Annotated in this window: 16 protein-coding genes; 8 read left to right on the top strand and 8 right to left on the bottom strand. The window is 63.7% G+C overall.

Annotated features, from left to right (window positions below):
- Positions 1 to 96 precede the first annotated feature (96 nt).
- Positions 97 to 2,841: a bacterio-opsin activator domain-containing protein gene (locus GCU68_RS06370; protein ID WP_161991495.1), complete on the top strand. Its 2,745-nt coding sequence runs from the start codon at positions 97 to 99 to the stop codon at positions 2,839 to 2,841.
- A 145-nt stretch (positions 2,842 to 2,986) separates the two neighbouring features.
- On the opposite strand, the gene GCU68_RS06365 is transcribed toward GCU68_RS06370, so the two are convergent.
- From GCU68_RS06365 to GCU68_RS06355, 3 genes are all read right to left on the bottom strand, one after another.
- A complete protein-coding gene (locus tag GCU68_RS06365; RefSeq protein WP_152939967.1) occupies positions 2,987 to 4,606 on the bottom strand; it encodes a BCCT family transporter in 1,620 nt (539 codons plus the stop codon).
- Positions 4,607 to 4,870: 264 nt separating this feature from the next.
- Positions 4,871 to 6,106: a threonine ammonia-lyase gene (gene ilvA / locus GCU68_RS06360; RefSeq protein WP_152943625.1), complete on the bottom strand. Its 1,236-nt coding sequence runs from the start codon at positions 6,104 to 6,106 to the stop codon at positions 4,871 to 4,873.
- A gap of 5 nt (positions 6,107 to 6,111) precedes the next feature.
- On the bottom strand, positions 6,112 to 8,628 hold the full coding sequence (locus GCU68_RS06355; protein ID WP_152939965.1) for a GcvT family protein: 2,517 nt from the start codon (positions 8,626 to 8,628) through the stop codon (positions 6,112 to 6,114).
- A 262-nt stretch (positions 8,629 to 8,890) separates the two neighbouring features.
- On the opposite strand from GCU68_RS06355, the gene GCU68_RS06350 reads away from it, so the two are divergent.
- Positions 8,891 to 9,271 (top strand): hypothetical protein, encoded by a 381-nt coding sequence (locus GCU68_RS06350; protein WP_152939963.1) that lies wholly within the window; start codon positions 8,891 to 8,893, stop codon positions 9,269 to 9,271.
- A gap of 122 nt (positions 9,272 to 9,393) precedes the next feature.
- On the opposite strand, the gene solA is transcribed toward GCU68_RS06350, so the two are convergent.
- The gene (solA, locus tag GCU68_RS06345) at positions 9,394 to 10,539 is read right to left on the bottom strand and encodes an N-methyl-L-tryptophan oxidase (protein ID WP_152939961.1); all 1,146 of its coding nucleotides are present in this window, start codon (positions 10,537 to 10,539) and stop codon (positions 9,394 to 9,396) included.
- 224 nt (positions 10,540 to 10,763) lie between these two features.
- Here solA and GCU68_RS06340 point away from each other — a divergent pair, with 224 nt between their 5' ends.
- Positions 10,764 to 11,903: an aromatic ring-hydroxylating oxygenase subunit alpha gene (locus GCU68_RS06340; protein ID WP_152939959.1), complete on the top strand. Its 1,140-nt coding sequence runs from the start codon at positions 10,764 to 10,766 to the stop codon at positions 11,901 to 11,903.
- A gap of 21 nt (positions 11,904 to 11,924) precedes the next feature.
- Positions 11,925 to 12,284, top strand: coding sequence for a hypothetical protein (locus tag GCU68_RS06335; protein ID WP_152939957.1), 360 nt, complete (start codon positions 11,925 to 11,927; stop codon positions 12,282 to 12,284).
- 40 nt (positions 12,285 to 12,324) lie between these two features.
- Here GCU68_RS06335 and GCU68_RS06330 read toward each other — a convergent pair whose 3' ends face one another.
- Entirely contained in the window at positions 12,325 to 12,969 is a 645-nt protein-coding gene (locus tag GCU68_RS06330) for a helix-turn-helix domain-containing protein (RefSeq protein ID WP_152939955.1), read from the bottom strand.
- A gap of 287 nt (positions 12,970 to 13,256) precedes the next feature.
- Here GCU68_RS06330 and GCU68_RS06325 point away from each other — a divergent pair, with 287 nt between their 5' ends.
- Together GCU68_RS06325 and GCU68_RS06320 are read left to right on the top strand one after the other, a co-directional pair.
- A complete protein-coding gene (locus GCU68_RS06325) occupies positions 13,257 to 13,670 on the top strand; it encodes a GNAT family N-acetyltransferase (RefSeq protein ID WP_152939953.1) in 414 nt (137 codons plus the stop codon).
- 61 nt (positions 13,671 to 13,731) lie between these two features.
- Entirely contained in the window at positions 13,732 to 14,091 is a 360-nt protein-coding gene (locus GCU68_RS06320) for a hypothetical protein (RefSeq protein WP_152939951.1), read from the top strand.
- A 30-nt stretch (positions 14,092 to 14,121) separates the two neighbouring features.
- On the opposite strand, the gene GCU68_RS06315 is transcribed toward GCU68_RS06320, so the two are convergent.
- The 3 genes from GCU68_RS06315 to GCU68_RS06305 all read right to left on the bottom strand — a co-directional run bounded on the left by GCU68_RS06315 (position 14,122) and on the right by GCU68_RS06305 (position 17,487).
- A complete protein-coding gene (locus GCU68_RS06315) occupies positions 14,122 to 15,468 on the bottom strand; it encodes a tryptophanase (RefSeq protein WP_152939949.1) in 1,347 nt (448 codons plus the stop codon).
- Between the two features lie 127 nt (positions 15,469 to 15,595).
- On the bottom strand, positions 15,596 to 16,144 hold the full coding sequence (locus tag GCU68_RS06310; RefSeq protein ID WP_152939947.1) for a prolipoprotein diacylglyceryl transferase: 549 nt from the start codon (positions 16,142 to 16,144) through the stop codon (positions 15,596 to 15,598).
- 164 nt (positions 16,145 to 16,308) lie between these two features.
- A complete protein-coding gene (locus GCU68_RS06305) occupies positions 16,309 to 17,487 on the bottom strand; it encodes an aspartate kinase (protein WP_152939945.1) in 1,179 nt (392 codons plus the stop codon).
- Positions 17,488 to 17,724: 237 nt separating this feature from the next.
- On the opposite strand from GCU68_RS06305, the gene GCU68_RS06300 reads away from it, so the two are divergent.
- Positions 17,725 to 18,162: a hypothetical protein gene (locus tag GCU68_RS06300; RefSeq protein WP_152939943.1), complete on the top strand. Its 438-nt coding sequence runs from the start codon at positions 17,725 to 17,727 to the stop codon at positions 18,160 to 18,162.
- A 174-nt stretch (positions 18,163 to 18,336) separates the two neighbouring features.
- Complete coding sequence (locus GCU68_RS06295) at positions 18,337 to 18,819, top strand: ubiD operon protein (protein WP_152939941.1); 483 nt, start codon at positions 18,337 to 18,339, stop codon at positions 18,817 to 18,819.
- Position 18,820 lies beyond the last annotated feature (1 nt).

The raw sequence follows: 18,820 nt of genomic DNA, 5'->3' as shown, positions 1-18,820 counted from the left end.
TCAGTAATAGCTGCTCGCGGCTAATAGATCCACATGAGAGACGCTACGCGCCGACGAGTGTTGGCCACTAGATTCCCCACCAGTCGGACGGGGACGGTGGCCTTCGCACTGACGCTCGTCGCCCTTGCTATCATCTGGGACGGAACCACGGTGCCGATTCGGTCCGTCGTGGACCAGTCATCGCTGGCGGTGCTGTCGACGGTCGGGCTCTTCGGTCTCGTCGTCCCCAGCGACACGGGGAACGCGATCGCGCGGTTAACGGAGAAAATAGAGCGGTTCGACGCCGGCGGGGACGACGTTGATTTCTCAAGTGACCGCGATGACGAACTCGGAGACCTGGCAAACGCCATCGACAGCATGGTCGAGACCGTCCGGGAGAGCGAACGGCGGCTCGAGCGCCAGCTCGGACATACCAACGACGTGCTCGATGCCATCGACGACGTGTTCTACGTCCTCGACGGGGACGGAAACGTCCAGCGCTGGAACGAGCGACTGCCCGCGATGACGGGCTATTCGAACGACGAAATCGAGTCGATGCACGTCCTCGAGTTCTATGAGGGAGACGACGAGGAACTGATCCAGGCGGCAATGGAGCGGGCCCAAGAGACGGGGAGCGCTCGAGTCGAAGCCGATGTCCAAACTGCCGACGGTGACTTCGTTCCCCACGAGTTTACCGCAGTCGATCTCGAAGATCCCGATGGGAACCCGGTACTGGCAGGAATCGGTCGGGACGTACGCGAGCGCAAGCACCTCGAGCGGGAACTGCAAACCGAGAAGGAGCACTTCCGCGTGGCACTGGAGAACTCACCCATGGTCGCGTTCAGGATGGACACCGACCTCCGCTACACCTGGATCGGAAATCCACATCCAAAGTTCCGACGCGACGACGTGCTCGGTAAACGTGACGACGAGTTGTTACCACCGGCGGCAGCGGAGACGCTTATGGCGCCGAAGCGTACGGTGTTAGCAACCGGTGAGGGCGTTCGCGAGGAGGTGACATACGAGCTATCCGGCAGCGTCGTCACCTACGACCTGACGGTCGAGCCACTGCGCGATGATTCCGGAGAGATCGTCGGTTTGAGCTGCTCCTCGCTGGATATTACCGACCGAAAAGAATACGAGCGGGCACTGTCCTCGATTCACGAGGCCAGCCACGAGCTACTCCACACGGCGACAGCATCCGACGTCGCTGAACTGATCGTCGAGACGACCGAGGACATCCTCGATGTCACCGGTGTCGGCATCTATCGTCTCAGCAACGACGTGAGCCGACTCGAACCCATCGCGTCTACCGCTGGATTCGGCGACCGCGACGGTGATCCTCCGTCCGTCCCCATCGGCGACAGTGACTCCATCGTCTGGAATACGTTCGTCGGAGGAACACAGACGGTATTTGACGACACCGAACCGAACGAACACCCACAACTGTTCGACGAGCCCGTCGACGGTGGGTTTTTCGTTCCGATCAGCGAGTCCGGCGTCTTCGTCGTCCTCGCACCCCCATCGACGATCGACGACGAGACCCGGAAGCTGGTCGAGACGCTTGCGGCGACGACCGAAGCCACGTTTGACCGACTCGAGAGTGAAGCAAGCCTCCGGGAGCAAGACGCCGAGCTCGAGGAGCGAAACGACCGTCTCGAACGACAGATACAGATCACCGAGATCATTCGGACGGTCAATCAGTCGCTCGTCAGCGCCACCACTCGCGAGGAGATCGAGCGGACCGTCTGTGAACGACTGGTGGCGAACGACGATATCGCGTTCGCCTGGATCGGGAGCCTCGACGCCAGCGAGACCACGCTCCAGCCACACAGCTGGGCCGGTACCAATCAGGACTATCTGAACGCCGTCTCCCTCGAGACGACCGAGACGCCTCGAGAGCCGTCCGTCCGCACGGCACGAACCGAGCGGGCGACGGTCGTCACGAACGTCCTTGAAGATTTGAAAACCGACGCCTGGCGAAAGCACGCCCTCGCCGCCGGCTTCTCGTCCTGTCTGGCTGTCCCCATCAGGGTCGACAAGTACTCGTACGGCGTCCTCTCTGTCTACGCCACCGAACCGGGCGTCTTCGACGACCTCGAGCGAACGGTGTTCGAAGAATTAGGAGAGAGTATCGCAAACTCGATCACCGCCGTGAAGACACGACAGGCGCTCCAGGCCGATACGCTCCTCGAGCTGACGCTTCGGTTCGACGGGGCAGAGACGTTCCTCGCACGGGTCGCACGGAACGCCAGCTGTCAAGTCGAGTACGAAGGGGTCACGGCTTATTCGGTCGATGAAACACGGCTGTTCTTTTCGACGATCGGTGGCGATCCTGACGAGATCAGCGACTATCTCGCAGGCAGCGTCTCCGTCAGAAGCCACGCCCTCGTCAATGAATCGGGCGACCGATGTCTCTTCGAGGCGGCGATTACCGGTCGCGTCATCGCCTCGAAACTCGTCCGGCACGGTGCGCGCCCGCGGTCGATCCGGGCCACCGAGACAGGACTCGAGGCCGTCGTCGACGTACCGCCGACAAGTAACGTCCGGGAGTTCGTCGGGATGCTCTCCGAACAGTATCCGAGCGTCGAGCTCGTCGCCAGACGCGACGTCAAGCGGACGATGCACACCCGAGAAGAGCTGGTCACGTCATTGGTGGCCGAGCTGACACCGAGACAGCTCGAGGTGATGAAGACCGCCTATTACGCTGGCTTCTTCGAGTGGCCACGTGAGAGTACGGGTGAGGATATCGCCGAACTACTCGGTGTTTCCCAACCGACAGTCAACCGCCACCTCCGATTCGGGCAGCAACGACTCCTCGGACAGTTGTTCGGCAGCGACAACCGTACAATCGTCGAATAGCCGTTGCTGTCCTCGGATGGGCTGGGTCGACTCACGATGCGCTCGAGCCCGGACGCCCTGCCATTGCGTAGCGTGCGGACGTGAACCAAAACAAACGGTGAGGTGAGAGATCGACAGTCGTCGATTCGAGCCGTCCGTGACCACCTCAGTCGTCGTCGGAGGCGGCCGGCCCGGTCGTGGTCGTCGAGCGGTCTTCCTCGCGGAGGAAGACGGCCCGACGGCTGCCAAAGATCCAGATCATGACGCCGACAGCGAGCAACGTGATAATCGCGAAGGGGCCGCCAGCGATGATCGCCGCCTGCTGAAGCGCCGACGTACCGCCAGCGACCATCAGCAGCGAGGCCAGTGCACCCATGAGCCCGCCCCAGATAACGCGGTTGATCGTCGAGGGCTTCCGTTTGCCGCCGGTGGTGAGCATCCCCAGCGCGAGCGTCGAGGAGTCCGCCGACGTCACGAAGAAGGTCGTCACCAGCACCAGAAAGAGGACGGTGAGAAGTTCGCCGGCCGGCAGCGCCTCGAACATCGGGTAGCCGGCGACGGCCTCCTCGAAGCCCCAGGCCTCGAGCGTGCCGAGGATATCGGCCTGACCGCTCGACTGCATGAAAATCGAGGTGGCGCCCATCGTCGCGAACCAGGGGATCGTGATGGCCGTGGACGCGACGACGCCGGTGGCGGCGACCTGTCGGACGGTCCGCCCGCGAGAGATCCGGGCGATAAAGAGGCCGACGAACGGCGCCCAGGAGAACCACCAGGCCCAGTAGAAGACGGTCCAGGCACCGACGAAGCCAGCGTCGGCTCCCTGACCGCCGGTTTCGCCCGCACCCATGTAGAGACTCATCGAGATGAACTCGTTGACGTACGCCCCCAGCGCCTGGGTGCCGACAGTCATGATGTACACCGTCGGTCCGAGGATGAACGCTGCGCCCGTCAGGACGGCGAACAGTCCCATGTTGAAGTACGAAATGCGGCGGATTCCGCGCTCGACGCCGAGTGCGACCGAGACGGTAAAGGCCACGGTCAACCCCGTGATCACGAGGACGGTTCCGGCATCACCAAAGGAGATGCCGCCGGCGTACTCGAGGCCGACGAGAAACTGATTTCCGACCAGGCCGAGCGTTGTCGCGATGCCGCCGATCGTCGCGAAGACGGCGAGGATGTCCACGAGTTTCGCCCAGGGACTGTCGAGGTTGTCGAAGCCGACGATCGGTCCAATAATCGTCGAGATTCGCATCGGCGCGTCGCGGCGGTAGGCGAAGTAGGCGATCGGAATCGCCACGACCACGTACGCCGCCCACGCCGAGACTCCCCAGTGGAAAAAGGTGTACTGGAGTGCGCTAATGGCGGCGGCTGTCGATTCGGCTTCGACTCCCGAAAACGGCGAGGGCGTCGAGTAGTGGAAGATCGCCTCCGCCGGGCCCCAAAAGACGATGCCGGCAGCGATCCCCGCGGAGTACAACATCGCGAAATACGCGAGGAAGCTGAACTCGGGGTCTTCGTCCTCCTTGCCCAGCTTGATGTTGCCCCACGGGCCAAAGATGAGATACAGCACGAACCCAACGAGCGCGAACATCGAGACGAGGTACGCCCAACCGAAACTCGTCCACAGGAACTCGTTGATCCCTTCCATGAGCTCGAGCGTGCGATTCTCCCGGAACAAAAAGGCCACGACGATTAGCACGGCGACGACGACCCCAAACCCGAACACGGTGGGATCGAGCTCATCGAGGAAGGTTCGGACCGCTCCGTCCGAATCGCGCTCAGTCATAGCCGATCACGCGCCACGGGCGCGTCCTCCCTCGTTCGGTCGACCGGTTCAGTTCGAGTTCGCTCACGGTTAAACCGACGGATCTGCCGTCGTTTTGCACCGGCACAACTCCTGTGCCACTATATACCATGATCTCATACACCATGGTAGAAGATAACAACAACCGCAATCAAGATTTATCTTAATAGCCAGCGTCACTTTTATACCGCCGGCCAAATTGGTTCGCCAGCGAGGCGGGGAGTGTCATACGGTCACCTATCTGTGTCAGGCGTTGACATGTCGAACCTCGTAGCCGTGATCGCGAATCGACCGAACGATCGCCCGCGACTGGCTCGAGCCGCTCGTCTCGATCTGGAAGACGAGGTGCGCCTCGCCGACGTCTAATTCGGGCGCCGAGCGGTCGTGGCGGACGGTCTGGATGTTCGCACCGTGTTCGGCGATGAGGCCCGAGACGTCCTCCATCTTGCCCGGCCGGTCGTCGATTCGCACGCGCAGTCGTAGCAGTTGTTCGCGGTCGGTCAGCGCGTGGACGAGCACCGTCTGTAACATCGTCATATCGAGGTTTCCGCCACACAGAAGCGGCATCACCGTCTCGCCCGCGACGTCGAGTTCGTCGCTGATGATCGCAGCGACCGACGCCGCGCCAGCCCCCTCGACGACCTGTTTGGCGCGCTCGAGCAAGAGCAACACTGCCCGAGCGATTTCGCCGTCGGTAACGGTGACGACCTCGTCGACGTGCTCGTCAATCAGCGAGAGCGTCAGCTCCGAGATGCCACCGGTCGCGATGCCGTCCGCGATCGTATCGACCGAATCGAGGGCGACGGGTGTTCCTTTCCGAAGGCTCTCTGCGACGGTCGCCGCGCCGCTGGCTTGCACGCCGACGATTCGGGTCCCAGGCGAGCGATCGGCGAAGGCCGTCGCGATCCCCGAGATGAGCCCCCCGCCGCCGATCGGGACGACCACGGTGTCGACCGACGGAAGGTCGTCGTACATCTCGAGGCCGAGCGTCCCCTGTCCGGCGACGATCGCGGGATCATCGTAGGCGTGGACGAACGTCGTCCGCTCGTCGCCGACGAGCCCCTGAGCGTGGGCCATCGCTTCCCGGAAGTCGCTGCCGACGAGTTCGACGTCGGCACCGTAACTCCGAGTGGCGTCGACCTTCGCCTGCGGTGCGCCTTTCGGCATGACGATCGTGGCGTCGACACCGAGTTCCGTCGCCGCGAGCGCGACGCCCTGTGCGTGATTGCCGGCGCTGGCCGCGACGACTCGTTCCGTGTCGCCCTCGGCGACGCACTGGGCGATCTTGTTGTACGCGCCGCGGGTTTTGAACGAGCCCGTCCACTGGAGGTGCTCCATCTTGAGGTGGACCTCGCCGCCGGTCAGTTCGTCGAGCGAGGTGCTCCGCTCGATCGGCGTGCGCTTGACGACCGACTCGTCGTCGATCCGATCGCGGGCCGCTTCGATGTCGGCGATGTCGACACTGCTGTACTCCTGGCTCATGGTTGTCAACAGATCATTTTCTCGCGGTCGGGATCGAACAGCGGCTCGTCCCGGACCGTCGCGGCGTGGCGCTCGTTCTCGTAGCTGATCTCGACATCACATCCCGCCTCAGCGTACTCGACCGGCAGATAGGCGTACGCGATCCCGGCGTCGATCGTGTAGCCGTAGTCAGCGCGAACGACATCGCCGAGGACGTCACCGCTGTCGGGATCGAGTACCGGATGACCCGCGTCAACGACGGCGCCGGGCTCGTCGAGCGTGATCGGGGCGATCTTGCGGTCGATGCCCGCGTCTTTGGCCTCGAGCAGCGCGTCCTTTCCAACAAAGTCGGTCTCGAGGTCGACCGCGAAGCCGATCCCGGCCTCGTAGGGGTTGTACTCGGGGGTAATGTCGGTGCCCCACAGCCGGAACCCTTTCTCCATACTCGTCGAATCGAGCGCTTCCCAGCCCATCGGAACGATGCCGTAGGCCTCGCCGGCGTCCTCGATCGTCTGCCACAGTTGCGCGCCGTACTCCATCGGCGCGTACAGCTCCCAGCCCAGTTCCCCAGCGTAGGAGAGCCGAAGCATCGTCACGGGGATGCTCTCGAGGTAGGTTTCCTGGGCGGTGTAGAAGGGAAAGGCGTCGTTCGAGAGGTCCGTCTCGACGAGCGACGACAGGACGGAGCGTGCGTCGGGGCCGAAAACGCCGATTCCGCACATGCTCGAGTCGTGGGTCGTCACCGCGACGGAGCCGTCGTCGGGCGCGTGCTCGCGGATCCACCGCGAGTGCAGCGTCGCGGAGTTGCCCCCGCCGGTAAACACCATGTATCGGTCGTCCGCAAGCCGTGCGACCGTTACGTCGGCGAGAACGCCACCGTCTGCGTTGCACATCGCCGCGTAGCGGATCCGGCCCGGCGAGACGTCGATATCGTTCGTCAGCAGCCCTTGGAGGAGGTCGGTCGCGCCGTCGCCGGTCACCTCGATTCCGGTGTAGGTGGTCATGTCGACCATCGCGACGCGGTCGCGGACGGCCTGATGTTCGACGCCTTGAGCTTTCGACCAGTTTCGATCGAGCCAGTCCGGCCGGTCGGGCACGTCGTACTCCTCGAGTAAGGATTCGTTCGTCTCGTACCACTGCGGCATCTCCCAGCCACCCGAGTCGTAGAACTCCGCGCCGAGTTCCTGCTGGCGTCCGTAGAACGGGCTTCGGCGGAGCCCGCGCTGTCCTTGGGGTTGCTCTCGCGGATGGATCAGCTGGTAGACCTCCTGGTACTGCTGTGCGCCCCGACCCCGCGTGTACTCCCGCGAGCCTGTATGGGGCTGGAACCGCGAGAGGTGTGCCCCCGTGGCGTCGACGCGCTCGCCGTCGAGGCGGGGGATGCCGTCTTCCATCCAGTGGGCGACGACGCTCCCCGCGCCGCCCGACTGGGTGACCCAAATCGCGAGCGCCCACCAGAGGCCGTCGATCTCCTCCGTCGGACCGAGGATCGGCATCCCGTCAGGGGTGAAACAGAACATGCCGTTGATCGCCGACTCGAACTCGGCGTCTCGCAGCGACGGAACGAGTTCACAGGCCGCGTCGTAGGCCGTCTGGTCGTGATCGGGGTGGGTGTTTTCGTAGAAGTGCTCCTCGGTGAACTCCCGCAGCGAGGGGTACTCGAGGCCCAGATCCTCGAGTTGGTCGGGCCCGTAGATGTCCTCGGGGTCGACCAGCAACGGTTCGTGGTTGTACGAGCCGATGCCGTAGGACTCGCCGTGCTGGCGGAAGTACAGCGATCGATCCTGATGGCGCAACAGCGGCTGTTCGATCTCGCGGCTCGCGCCGGCGAGTTCGGGGAGCTCATCCGAGACGAGATACTGGTGGGCACAGGGCACGAGCGGAATGTCGACGTCGACCATGTCGCCGAACAGCGGGCCCCAGATGTTCGTCGCCAGCAGCACCTCGTCGGCCGCGATGCGCCCGCGGTCGGTGACGACCGCCTGAATCTCGCCGCCCTCGACCTCGAGGTCCGTTACCGTCGTCTCGCCGTAGAACTCGGCGCCGGCGGCTCGAGCGCGCTCGGCCATCGTGGCCGAAGCGTCGACGGCGTGGGCCTTCCCGTCCGTCGGGACGTAGTAGCCGCCGTGGATGGTGTCGGAGTCGAGTTGGGGAACGCGGTCGGCGACCGCGTCGGGCGAGAGGAGTTCCCCGTCCTCGATACCGTAGGCCTGACCGCGCTCGAGCTTTCGTTTCAGGTACTCCCAGCGATCCTCGGTGTAGGCTACCTCGATGCCACCGCATGTCCGAAAGCTCTCGAGTTCTTCGTACAACTCGCGCGTGTACGATGCCATCCGCGTCATCAGCTTGTTGCCCCCCGTCTGGAACACCAGCCCAGGGGCGTGAGAGGTGGAGCCACCGGTTTCGAACAGCGGTCCCTGATCGACGACCACGATGTCCTCACGGCCGAGTTGGGTCAGGTGATAGGCGGCGCTACAGCCGACACAGCCAGCACCGACGATAACGGTTCCTGCACGGTCTGGAATCGTGTTCCCTGTACTCATGTGACACGGATACTGCCACTCGTTCGCGCATAGCTATCCGGGTGTATAATCTGTGCCGTATAACAGTCGGGAGAACCGATACCGGGTGCTAGCTATCAGTGAGACCGGCTCGATGAATTGATCGACCAAAACGCGGCCAGGAGCGGTGGATCGAATACATCACGTGCTCGGATCGGCGACGCCCAGTCACGGCGAAATAGTTCGATACACAGGTCACAGAGATACCAGTGAATTGATTTGTTTCTGAGAGAAAATAGTGGGTATGACGCCCTCTCGTCGGACACAGGAGTACGACCTGACGATAACCGCCGGCACGGGGCTCGCGTTGGCAGCGTACGTCGCCCTCGGCGGGCTACTCGCGTTCGGACTCGGCTGTCTTACGGTCGCCCTTGGATTGTACCGCTATGTTCCCGAAGATGAGCACGTTCTGCAAGGCCTCCTCGGCCTGCTGGCGGTTCTCCTCGGCGGGATGGCACCGCCGTCGGTCCTGATCGGAACGCCGTTTGGCTACTGGTTGGTCGACGACAATCCGCTCCCGCTCGCGCTTGGGATCGCGGTCCTCGTCGTCGTCTTCGTGCTGATCCTCCGACGCTTCCTTCCGATGCTCGTCACATCGTCCGACGCTGTCGACCCATCCAGTTAGTGACGGAAATCGACGCATCCGATTTACCCGACGCGCCCGACGCACCGATGCGTCGCTCGAGTCGAATGGACTGCTGTTCACGATCCATCGAAGGTCGGTACGGAGACGAACTGTCGACCGAGTCAGTCGTCGAACCGATCCAGTCGAAACATCTCGATCGGGTGGTCGGTATCGCCGTCGGCCGCGAGATCGGCGAGGATCTCACCGATAACGCTGGCGAACTTGAAGCCGTGGCCGGAAAAGCCCGCGCCGACGGCCACCTGCGGGTGGTCGGGGAGCGTATCGAGGATGAAGTGCTCGTCGGGGGAGTTCGTGAACATGCAGGTCGCGAGTCGCATCGTGGGCCCGGCGGCCTCGGGGAAGTAGTTCGCCGTGACCTCCCGGAGCAGGTGCTCGTCCTCGCGGTTCGGTTCGGTGTCGTAGTCGTCCGGATCGACCTGCTCGTCGCGGTGGTGGTACTTACCGATCTTGAACCCCGGGACGTCGTAGATCGGCAGGCCGTAGAACCGGCCTTCGGGTACTTTCAGGTTCCAGACGGGGAAATTTGCGGGTTCGAACGTCGACGGGCGCTTGGGCTGGAACCAGCCCAACACCTGTCGTTCGGGAACCGCGAGTCCGGAGAGCGCGTCGGTGAACTTGTCGTTCCAGGCCCCGGCGGCGAGCACCATCTTTTCGGCGTCGTAGGTGCCCCGGTCGGTCTCAACGCGGACGCCGCCGTCGGGCGTCGGCTCCCACTCGAGAACCTGCTCGCGGGCGCGGACGTCGGCACCCACCGCCTGGGCCGCTTCGACGTGGCCGACGATAGCCTGTTCGGGGACGACGAAGCCGCCGTCGGGCTGGTACAGCGCCCGGTGGCCGTCCGGGAGGTCGTAGCCCGGGAAGCGCTCGGCGACCTCCGCGCTCGTGAGCACCTCGTGGGGAATGTTGTGTTCCTCACACGAGCGCAGCGAGCCCTCGAAGACGACGTTGCCCTCGGGGCCGGCGTCGATCGATCCCGTCCGGTGAATCACGTCGCGACCAGTGTCCGCTGCAAGGTCGTCCCAGAGGTCGTACGCGCGCTCGATGAGCGGAATATACGAAGGGTGTTCGTAGTAGGCGCGGCGAATGATGCGCGTGATGCCGTGTGACGAGCCCATCGTGTGAGGGATGTCGTAGCGCTCGAGTCCTAACACGTCGAGTCCGCGGTCGGCGAGGTGGTACGTCGTCGCGCTGCCCATCCCGCCGACGCCGATCACGATGACGTCGTACCGATCTCCAGTCGAAGGCATACTGCCGGCCGATTCGGCGACGCGCCCCTTGATTGTTACTCCGTCTTATATCGTACCTTTTTGAATCGTCGGCGAACGATCGGGTTCGAAACCCGCAGTCGGCATCGACTCGAGAATCGTCGCTCGAGGTGTCAACGGCGAACTGTACGGCCGGCATCACTTATAGATACGAACTACCTGCGATCAACCCTTATTGACCGATACGCCATGCCATACCATACAGTATGACACGGTGGAACAACGGTCTCGACGAGGTCGAAGCGGTCAGTCCCGATATCACGGACGAGACGAACGCCTTGCCGGCGCAGTACTTCACGGACCCGGACGTCCACGAAATGGAAAAGGAGGCGGTGTTCGGTCAGTACTGGGTGTACGCGGGACACGTAAACTGCATTCCGGAGCCGGGAGACTACTTCACCCGGACGATCGGCGACCGAGAGATCATCGTGGTTCGAAACCACGAGGGCGACGTACAGGCGTTTTACAACGTCTGTGCCCACCGCGGGTCGGCGATGGTCGAGGAGACGCCGATGACCGATCCGGGCAGCGCGAGCCGGATCCAGTGTCCGTACCACCTCTGGACGTACGACCTCGACGGCGATCTCGCGAGTACGCCGCGGAGTTTCGAGGAGGCACGACTGAACCCCGACCTCGAGGACGAAGACGTCCCCGAACTCGACGCCGAGGAGAACGCTCTCATGGAGGTCCACAGCGACCGCATCGGCCCGTTCGTTTTCGTCAATTTCGACGAGGAGCCGATGTCACTCGACGAACAGGCCGGGAAAATGAAATCCGAACTCGAGGCGCTCCCGCTCGAGGAGTACCAGCTCGCCCGGCGCATCGTCTCGGAGGTCGAGTGCAACTGGAAGGTCTTCGGCGGCAACTACTCCGAGTGCGACCACTGTCAGGCCAACCACCAGGACTGGGTCAGGGATCTCGAACTGCTCGAGTCCGAACTCGAGGTCAACGACTACCACTGGGTGCTGCACTATCAGCACAAGGAAGACGTCGACGACGAGATGCGCATTCACGAGGAGCACGAGGCGAAGTTCTACTACTTCTGGCCGAACTTTACAGTCAACATGTACGGGACCGCCGACGGCTACGGCACCTACATCATTGATCCCATCGACGAGGGGCGCTTCCAGCTCGTCGCGGACTACTACTTCGAGGACCCCGACCTCAGCGAGGAAGAAGCGGAGTTCGTTCGGACGAGCCGTCAGCTTCAGGAAGAGGACTTCGAACTCGTCGAGCGCCAGCAACGCGGTCTCGACTCCGGCGCGATCGCACAGGCCCAGCTCGGCCCGAACGAACACACCGTCCACAAACTGCACCGCCTCGCACAGGAGGCCTACGAGGCGTAACCGCGCCGCCACGAGTTCGCTATGAGCCAACACCACCAGCCCGCGTTCACGATCGCGTGCGAAGCGTGCGGCGTCGACACGGACACCGATTCGGCGAACGAAATCGTCGCCTTCTACCGCCGTCACCATCGCCAGACGGGCCACGACGTGGTTCTCACGCGTGCCGACCTCGAGTTCGACCTCCCGGTGGCCGACGATGACCTCGAGAGCGTCGTCGCCGAGTTGGAAGCCCACTACGACGACGGCGTTCCGATCGGCGTCGTCGCCGCGGTGATGAGCGAGCGGGGCTACGCCGTCGGTGAAACGCTCGAGGAGATCGACGACGTGCGGATGACCGGGGCGCTGTACGAACCCCGCGACGATCACCTCGCCGCCGTCTGAGCGGATCCAACCGGTGTTCTCGTTCTCCCGGCCGCCCAGTTCACTCGTCTATGAGCGTCGTCTCAACGAGTTGGCCGGTTCCGCGACGGATGCGCCCGCCGACGGCCGTCGGCGAGATACCGAGGTGGTCGGCGAGTTCCTCGAGTGAGGTTTCGCGGGGCTCTTCGAAGTAGCCGTGTTCGTGGGCGCGGATCAACGCAATGCGTTGCTCGTCGGTGAGCTCCGGAACGGTCTCGGTGGTCCACTCGTCCTGCCGGAACATCCGATGGAGTTCGAACGAGATGTCGTGGTCCTCACAGCACTCCCAGAGTTCGGCGAGCGCTTCGCGATCCGGGAGGTGGAGGCGATTGGTCCAGCCCCGGTCGTTGCTCTGGGCTTTCAACAACAGCCCGCCGAGTTCGGTCGTGAGTGGCGAGATGAGCGCGGTCTCTTCGGTGTGCTGGAGCCGATAGATGCACGTCGAGTCGCGATCGTCGACGAGCATCCAGTCGGAGACCGTGTGATCGCGCTCGAGGGCGTCCTCGAACGTGTCGTCCGCCCCTTCGACGAGGTAGAAGAACAGTCCGGTGTCCGGATCAGTCGTGGAGTGAGGGACGACCTCGATGGACGTCTCTGGGCATGCACGAATCGTGGGCGTCAACGCAAGATCCGGATGTGCGACGTCGAGTATCGCGATCAGGCTCATGGAAGTTCACATCGTCTGGGTGGCCGCCGTGCAGTTACGAGTTCGTACCGTGACCGATTACGTTTCGAACGAATGTCTGCGGGAACGCCATAGTTCTGCACCATTTTGGCAGACATTACCATACACATCTACTTAATCATTACCTCGCACGTGGAACGACAACCGAAACTGATAGCGGTTCATCGCCGGGTTCGTGAACATACCGGCTACCTCAGTCGAGGCCGGCCGCTCTCGAGGGAGTCACGATCGACGCGTTGTTGGTCCACGCCGACTAACGTCCCTGATAGATGTTCGTCCGGACCGCCAGCGCCGACGACGCACTCGAGGTTCGGCGCATCCTCGACGCCGCGATGCTTGAACCCGGTGACGTCGAGGCCCGGATCGACGCCGGCGACGTCTTCGTCGCGGGCGACCAGCGAGGCGGGAGCAGCAGCGATCGCGAGCGGGTCCTCGGAACGGTCGTCCTCGAGCCCCTCGCGGACGATCCCGGCGCCCACATCGCGGCTATCGGCGTTCGCCGTCGCCACCGCGGTCGCGGGATCGGCCGTACGCTAATCGATCATGCACTCGAGCGACGGGGACGACTCACAGCGCACTTCGACACGGGCGTTCGCCCGTTCTACGACGCGCTCGGGTTCTCGATCGAGCCGATCGACGACCGCCGATATCGGGGTGTCGTCTCCGCGCTCGAGCGACCCTGATGGGCCATGCAGGCGTGTTCCGGCGGAACTTTATACTGGAGAACGTGGTACGTCGCGTCGCATGCCCCTCGGACAGCTACTCAGCGGTGACCCATCGAAGAACTCGAAACTCTACCTCGCGATCGGCGGTCTCTCGCTCGTCAAGGCGATCGCGATCCGAAAAGACAGAGAGCGGTTCCGTCGCGAACTGCTCGACGCCGGGATGTTCATCGGCGTCGGACTCGCATTGCGACGGTACAGCCAGCTCAAAGCAGAAAAACGCGACGAACTCGAGGGCCAGGTGCCCGACTGGGCGGTCAACATCGCCACCTCCGAACCGGCGAAACAGCGGGTGCGGTCCGTTGCCAAGCAGCGACTGGGCAGCCAGCCCGAACCGGAGCCGACGCTTCGAGAGCGCGCTCGAGCGATGCTCTCGATGTAGCCGGTCCGGCGATCGCTCGTCGAACGCCGATCAGGACGATATCGGCTCGAGTTCGGCCGTGAAGTGCCGAATTTCGGGCATCTCGGGCTCGGAGACGAGCTCGAGGCCGGGGATCGACTCAGGCTCCTCGAGGACGGCCGCAGCGGTTTCGACGACGTGCTCTAAGTGTTCGGTGTGGTAGGTCCGGCGCGGAATCGCGAGCCGAACCAGTTCCGGGCGATCGGTATCGGGGAACGCGAAGCTCCCGAGTTCGACGCCACGGACACCACCCTCCCGATAGAGTGCACAGACCAGCGCCTGCCCCGGGAACTGCTCGCGTGGGAGATGGGAGAGGGCAGTTCCCGCGTCGAGATAGACCGCGTGGCCGCCGGCCGGGGTGTAGATCGGCACACCGGCGTCCTCGAGCATCGTCGCGAGGCGACGGACCTGCTCGATGCGATCCGTGACGTAGGCCTCCTCGACGGCTTCTCTGAGGCCGACGGCCATCGCGGCGACGTCGCGGCCGGCCATCCCGCCGTAGGTGGGGAACCCCTCGTAGAGAATGGCTCGCTGCTTGCAGCGCTCGAAGAGCGCGTTGTCGTCGGTCGCGACGAAGCCGCCGGCGTTGACCAGCCCGTCCTTTTTGCCGCTCATTACGAGCGCATCGGCGTAGCCGAGTTGCTCGCGGGCGATCGCAGCGATTTCGGCGTCGGCGAACTCGGCCTCGCGACGAGCGACGAAGGCGGCGTTTTCGGCGAACCGACAGGCGTCGATGACGAACGTTGCGTCGATCTCGTCGGCAAACGCTGCGACGTCGCGTGTGTTCTCGACGCTGACCGGCTGGCCCGCCGCGGAGTTGTTCGTAATCGTCTGAATCACTAGCGGGACGTGTTCCGCTCCTACCTCGTCGACGACCGCCCGGGCAGCCTCGAGCGAGAAGTTCCCTTTGAACGGCTCGTCCGCCGTCGGGTCGTGTGCCGACTCGACCGGGCAGTCGACCGGCTCGGCACCCTGATTCGCGACGTGGGCGCGGGTCGTATCGAAGTGGGTGTTGTTGAGCACGACGTCGCCGTCCGACAGCAGGCTGCCGTAGAGGACGTTCTCGGCCCCACGACCCTGATGGGTCGGCACGACGTTTGAAACTCCCATTACCGCCTCGACGGCCGACTCGAGTTCGTCGAAGCTTCGCGAGCCGGCGTAGGATTCGTCGCCGCGGACGAGCGCTGCCCACTGCACGTCGCTCATCGCACCCGTGCCGCTGTCGGTTAGCAGATCGATGAAGACCTCCTCGGCAGCGAGATTGAAGACGTTGTAGCCGGCGTCCTCGAGCGCCTGCTCGCGTCGTTCCCTCGAGGGCAGGTGGATCCGTTCGACCAGTTTGGACTTGTAGGCGACCATACGCGCTCGAGGTTGTCGAGCGTGTTCAGTCTAGCTGGAAGGTCGTGTGCGCTGGTGTCTCGAGGCGTCCGCTCCCGGACGGATCGGCGCATCGATGGGCGAAAGCGGGAGCGGGTCGCCGGCAGGGCTACCGGCCGTCGACGTCGGCGCTGTTGAATCGCTCGTTGGCGACCCGCGTCGGCGTCGGCTCGGGTCCGACGAGTTTCAGGTCGGCGGTGGCGTCGGGATCGGGACCCGTGTGCGCCGACCGTTCCGTTTCGGCGTCGGTAGCCGTGGCTGTATCCGTAAGCGCCCGGAGGTCGGCCGCCGTCTCGTCGATCACAGCGCCGTCGTCCCGAACCGTCACCGCTGCATCGCCGACGAACTCGAACTCGAGGTCCGCGGCGGCCTGCGCGGTCGGTTCGCCGGTGTCGCTCGAGTTCGCATCGGTGTCATCGCTCGGACTCGGGCCGCCGCCGTCGGCCGCGACTGGCTGTGACTCCGACTCGAGTTCCTGTAAGTTATCAAATAGGTACGCCGCCGTCGTGTCGTCGGCATCGATGCGGTCGTCGCGGGTCGGCTCGTGGATACCGTCGGCTGCGGCGAGTTCGTGGGGTGAATCGATGCCGAACGCGGCTAGAACCGCCTCAGGATCGGGGTCGATCTCCGGGAAGGGTTCCGTGGGCTCCGTGCTCATGGCCTCGAGTGCATTGCACCCGCCCTTCGTTACGACCTCGCTACCGAACGTTCACGAACGGATACCAGTTGCTATGCGCGACGTTCGATCAGCAGACGGCGCGCTGCCGGACGGGGCGGCACCACTCGAAAGGTTCGACCATCGGGACCACCGACGATCGGTTGTTAGAAGAGGTCCTGGGTCAGCTCGAGGGTCTTTTCACGGTCGTCCCAGTCGACGAACAGCGCGACGCTGGTCGCGCTCGTGATGATGTCGTTGAGCTGGATGCGGGCCTCGGCGAGTGGGTTGACGATCTCACTGATGATCCCCGGCTGGTTGGGGAGTTCGCCGCCGGTGACGCGGATGACGGCGACCGGCGAGTCGACAGTGACGCTCGAGAGTTCGTCGCGGGCGATAACCTCGCGGTGGAGGATGTTCTCGGCGCGTTCGGCCTCGTCCTCGTCAATGTAGAACGTGACGGTGTCCATCCCGCTAGCGACGGCGTCGATGTTGATGTCGCTCTCCGAAAGCGACTCCGAGAGGTGATGGAAGATGCCGGGCTGGTTGCGGATCGCGCGGCCGGCGACGGTCAGGCAAGCGAGCGGGCGCTCGCGCAGGTCGACGAGGTTTTTGAACTCGCCTTCGATGCTGGTGCCGCCCGACAGCAGGTCGCCGTGCTGATAGTGGACGACACGGACGTCGAGGCCGCCGTGTTTGTACGACAGCGCGGAGGGGGCGACGACTTCGGCCCCGCGGAACGAGAGGTTCCGCAGCTCGTCGACGGAGATCTCGCCGACGTTACGCGCGCCTTCGACGACGTTCGGGTCGCCGGTCATGACGCCTTCGACGTCGGTGACGATGACGACTTCGTCGGCGTCCATGTACTTGCCCATCATGACCGCCGTGGTGTCGGAGCCACCGCGGCCCAGCGTCGTGATCGAGCCATCCGTTCCTTCCGCGAGGAAGCCGGTGAGAACCGGCACCGTGTTCTCTAAGTCGTCGGCGACCTCGAGGGCGCGTCGCTGGGTCTCTTCGACGTCGACCTCGCCGAACTCGTCGGTGATGACGGGCCAGCCGTCTTTGCCGGGCTCGAGGAAGGTCGCGTTGATGCCGCGAGCTGACAGGGCCGCTTTGAGCATTCGGACGGACGTTCGCTCGCCCATACTGACGATCTGTGCGCGGTCTTCGTCGCCGGTCTCGAAGGTGATCTCGTCTAAGAGATCGTCCGTCGTCGATCCCATCGCGCTGGCGACGACGGCGATTTCGTGGCCGTCCTCGACGGCGGCAGCGATCGAATCCGCAGCCCGATTGATTCGGTCACCGCTTCCGAGACTCGTGCCGCCGAACTTGGCTACAACGCGCATACTGACACCTCGTCGACCGCTCGCATGACGATAACTTCGCTCATATGCCACACCGTTACCAGAGCGAGCAGATAACTGTGTCCCATCGCGGTCGCTTTTATCCGTCTCGAGCGACCGGCCAGCGGTCACCCATTTGGGGCACGATCGAACGCGACGCAGGTATCGAGGCGACCCCGAATCGCAGACGGTGGTCCCACAGGCGGGATTTATGTTTGTGCATAGCATTACCACACGCCAATGAACGTACGGGACGCTCTCGAGGCGGATGCAGACGCGCTCGCGTCGATCGCCGACTCGCCGACCGACGTGATGCGAAATCTGGTCCACGACCGGACGGTACGAATCGCCGAGGACGGCACACACGATCCGAACGCGGATGTCTCTAGCTCGCAGTACAACGGCTCCAGTCCCGAGGATATTCTCGGGTTCATCAGCTTCGATGCGAGAGCCGATACCGTACACGTGACCCAGCTCGGCGGGACCGACAAGGCGTGTGAGCGACTGCTCGCCGAACCGGTCCGATTCGCCGAACAGGAGTCGATGGCCGTCGAAGTCTTGATTTCGCCGGAGACGGACGCGGTCGAGGACGCCGCCGAAGCGCTCGGATTCGAGCGACGAGGTCGGGGTCCGCAGTTCGATGGTGCGCCGACAACCCGATTCCGACTCGAGCCCTGACAGTTGCCGTTTCTGATCATGTAGACACGCCCACAGAGACGGCACAGCGCAGTGCCGTCCCATGATGAGCGCCCCGGACGTGCAAAAACATTATAGTTCGCGCATCGAGTGGTGAGACACTAGCACGTCGTGGAGACACAAAGACACCTGCGAACGATCTCTGCACTCGAGGCTATGTCAAATACGTATATTACCGCCGAAAAACACCTTCCTGACGCCGAGGGCACGGAAACGGTGCTACAGGTGCGCGACGCCGAGACGAAGCAGATATTTCATCCGCGTGCGCGAGTCGCGAAAGATCCGACGGAACTCGAACAGCCGGAACCGCTGTCGGTCGTCAAAGGCCCTCACGAAACGACGAGAGAACAGTGGTACATCGAGTTCGTCGACGAAACCGACGACATCGAGACGCGCCTCGAAACGCTGCTCGAGGACCAACAGGAACGTTCGAACGTCGTCAACACGCGCTCGAGCGACCTGTGCGTGTTGCTCCGGTATCTCGTCGACGATGGCCGGTACGACTCGACGGCAGCGGCGGCCCGATCGCTGCTGTTTGCCGGACTCGCCGACGAGCATCCGTCCGTGCTCGAGACCTACGCCGACTGTAAAGCCGCGTACGAATCCGATCCACTGCGCGAGGCGCTCGAAACCGAGTAAC

The organism is Natronorubrum aibiense (assembly GCF_009392895.1).
GTDB lineage: Archaea > Halobacteriota > Halobacteria > Halobacteriales > Natrialbaceae > Natronorubrum > Natronorubrum aibiense.
Note: the sequence above shows the minus strand (reverse complement) of the source record. Positions and strands in the feature narration are given on the sequence as shown.

Bases quoted from the DNA above. Each gene is read 5' to 3' on its own strand.
- GCU68_RS06305 (WP_152939945.1), bottom strand. From the start codon at position 17,487: ATGCGCGTTGTAGCCAAGTTCGGCGGCACGAGTCTCGGAAGCGGTGAC.
- GCU68_RS06325 (WP_152939953.1), top strand. From the start codon at position 13,257: ATGTTCGTCCGGACCGCCAGCGCCGACGACGCACTCGAGGTTCGGCGC.
- GCU68_RS06300 (WP_152939943.1), top strand. From the start codon at position 17,725: ATGAACGTACGGGACGCTCTCGAGGCGGATGCAGACGCGCTCGCGTCG.
- GCU68_RS06295 (WP_152939941.1), top strand. From the start codon at position 18,337: ATGTCAAATACGTATATTACCGCCGAAAAACACCTTCCTGACGCCGAG.
- GCU68_RS06340 (WP_152939959.1), top strand. From the start codon at position 10,764: ATGACACGGTGGAACAACGGTCTCGACGAGGTCGAAGCGGTCAGTCCC.
- GCU68_RS06310 (WP_152939947.1), bottom strand. From the start codon at position 16,144: ATGAGCACGGAGCCCACGGAACCCTTCCCGGAGATCGACCCCGATCCT.
- GCU68_RS06350 (WP_152939963.1), top strand. From the start codon at position 8,891: ATGACGCCCTCTCGTCGGACACAGGAGTACGACCTGACGATAACCGCC.
- GCU68_RS06315 (WP_152939949.1), bottom strand. From the start codon at position 15,468: ATGGTCGCCTACAAGTCCAAACTGGTCGAACGGATCCACCTGCCCTCG.
- ilvA (WP_152943625.1), bottom strand. From the start codon at position 6,106: ATGAGCCAGGAGTACAGCAGTGTCGACATCGCCGACATCGAAGCGGCC.
- GCU68_RS06320 (WP_152939951.1), top strand. From the start codon at position 13,732: ATGCCCCTCGGACAGCTACTCAGCGGTGACCCATCGAAGAACTCGAAA.
- solA (WP_152939961.1), bottom strand. From the start codon at position 10,539: ATGCCTTCGACTGGAGATCGGTACGACGTCATCGTGATCGGCGTCGGC.
- GCU68_RS06355 (WP_152939965.1), bottom strand. From the start codon at position 8,628: ATGAGTACAGGGAACACGATTCCAGACCGTGCAGGAACCGTTATCGTC.
- GCU68_RS06335 (WP_152939957.1), top strand. From the start codon at position 11,925: ATGAGCCAACACCACCAGCCCGCGTTCACGATCGCGTGCGAAGCGTGC.
- GCU68_RS06330 (WP_152939955.1), bottom strand. From the start codon at position 12,969: ATGAGCCTGATCGCGATACTCGACGTCGCACATCCGGATCTTGCGTTG.
- GCU68_RS06365 (WP_152939967.1), bottom strand. From the start codon at position 4,606: ATGACTGAGCGCGATTCGGACGGAGCGGTCCGAACCTTCCTCGATGAG.